This window comes from Thalassotalea ganghwensis (assembly GCF_053485795.1).
In genome coordinates, this window is sequence record NZ_JBQRUM010000042.1 from 1 (window position 1) to 2,280 (window position 2,280).

Sequence of the window (2,280 nt, forward strand, 5' to 3'; positions counted from 1 at the left end):
ACCGTGAAAGTGGCCGCTATAAAGGACAAAGAAAAATTCAAGGTGGCAGACACCAGGTGCGAACGGTTTTATATATGGCAATGATGTCAGCAATACAATCAAATCCTGTTTTCAAATCGCAGTATGATAAGTTACTAGCCGCAGGAAAGCCAAAAAAAGTTGCGCTAATTGCCTGTGTCAGAAAGATGATTGTGATCTTAAATTCAATGCTCAGAGATGGTGTGATGTGGGAAGCGCCAAAGGCTTTAAATTAGCTATTGACGCCATAGTCTCTTGTTAGTTTTATAATTCAGTAACGTAGCGTTCTTTAATGCCTGCATCTATTGTATCCACAAACTCTGAACTTTCTCCAATATTATCAGCGATCTCTTGACCGAACGATATTTTGATTTTTTCTGACCAACTATCCGGTTGCCAAGTTTTACTTCTAAGAAATGCCTTGCCACAGTGAAAGTATGCGTTAGTAACTTTAACTTCTAATACAAGCAATGCTTGATGTGATTTAGAAGCCAAGGATTTGCATATTTCATTTCCCTTTAACAGCCGACAAGTACCGTGAACCCTCAAGCTCTCAACAGTTCCGGGAACCAAAAAAATCAGTGCTACTTTGTTTTGTTGGACAATATTTGATAAAGAAAACGCTAACTTATTACCACGTAGTTCTGGAATCAAAAGCGTATTTTTATCTAGTACCTTTACAAAACCAGGCTCATCACCTTTTGGCGATATTGTTGGGAAACCGTCACTATCCACTGTTGATAGCATCATGATTGGAGAAGATGAGATAAATTTATTCATTCTGTCGTTTAAGAATGAATAAATTTTCTTGCTCGCTACAGGATTTGGTTCACCTATAACTTCTCTTACTTCTTTAAAGTTATTTAATGTTTCAATATTCACAGGATTCGACTTATAAAACTAACGCCATGATAAGAGGCGTATTAATGTTGGCTAAAATTTGTGAGGAACGAACATCTAGCCAACGTTTAGACGTCCTTATCCCTAATCATCTTGTTAGGTGAATACACTAACTGCCACATTGTTTTGCTTGAACTTAAACCAAAAGCAAATTAACACTAAAGTTAATAACTTACTAGCATGATCAAATAGAACGCTGACACCTAAAGTATCAATGGAATAATTAGGATAAAAAACAAGCAAACAATAAAAAATAATAGCTAAAAGTGAGTTAATTAAAGTGACTTTAGTTGATAGATGTTTTTTCCAATAACAAAAGAATAATGGAATTAAAAAAATATAAAAAAGAGATAACCAAATAATGTATTCAGTAGCCATAGAAAAAATAAAGTTATTGGGATCGTTTTTATAAGATTGGAACAATAAAAACTCATTACTTATTGAAAGAATCAACAGCGCAATAGCAGGAATTAACCCAACATTTATTCGATATAAAATATTGCTTTTCATGATTAGACTTCGGGGATGAATTATTCACCTAACGCCCTGTTAAGGGACTGATAATGTTTGGCTAAAATGTGAAGCGAAGCGAAACCGAGCCAAACGTTAGCCATCCCGCGCTTAAACAGCTTGTATGGATAATACACCCATCTTACTTATTCTTTTTAAACCTATTTAGGGTAAAGTGAGGCCCAAGCCTTAGCTGCAACTAAGGCCTTCTTTTACAGTAGTTCGATTAAACGATGGCTCCTCAGTTGAGAGACCGATAACAAGAACGAACGCTGTAAAAGACTCCAAGCACTACACTCGAATAGTCTACTGGGCCTCGAGCCCGCATTACGCAAGCAGGAGTTAGCTTATATGAAGTCTAAAACAAATCAAAGCATTAACGTCGGTATTGATACCGGTAAGTTTCAACTTGATATCTACATCCGCCCACTCGATATATATTTCACTGTGACCAACGATGAAAAAGGCATCAAAGAAGCAATAACAACAATCAAAAAATACACACCAGAGCGTATTATTATCGAAGCGACTGGTCGTCTTGAAATGCCATTTATAGTGGCCTGTGCTAAAGCGGGTCTACCTTTTGTGATTGCCAATCCAGTTCACATTAAACGCTTTGCTGGTGCTATTGGACAACGTGCCAAAACTGACAAGCTAGATGCAAAACTCATTGCTTATTATGGTGAAGCCATAAAACCAAAGCTATCGCAGTTAAAGCCAGAAACCATGCAATTGATGAGCGATTTAGTTGCTAGAAGAAATCAACTTCTTGTCATGCAAACCATGGAGAAAAACCGACTGCAAATACTGCCCAAAGAGTTAGCCATGACCATTAAACCAATACTGACGGCA

Annotated in this window: 3 protein-coding genes; 2 read left to right on the plus strand and 1 reads right to left on the minus strand. The window is 37.0% G+C overall.

Going from position 1 to position 2,280, the window contains the following annotated elements; translation table 11 throughout:
* Positions 1 to 254, plus strand: a 254-nt coding sequence (locus ACSLUH_RS19290; protein WP_448570053.1) for a transposase, incomplete at its 5' end; no start/stop codon positions are given.
* Between the two features lie 28 nt (positions 255 to 282).
* On the opposite strand, the gene ACSLUH_RS19295 is transcribed toward ACSLUH_RS19290, so the two are convergent.
* On the minus strand, positions 283 to 900 hold the full coding sequence (locus ACSLUH_RS19295) for an MSMEG_1061 family FMN-dependent PPOX-type flavoprotein (RefSeq protein ID WP_448570054.1): 618 nt from the start codon (positions 898 to 900) through the stop codon (positions 283 to 285).
* Positions 901 to 1,779: 879 nt separating this feature from the next.
* On the opposite strand from ACSLUH_RS19295, the gene ACSLUH_RS19300 reads away from it, so the two are divergent.
* Positions 1,780 to 2,280 (plus strand): IS110 family transposase (locus ACSLUH_RS19300; RefSeq protein WP_448570055.1); only part of this gene is annotated, 501 nt, incomplete at its 3' end.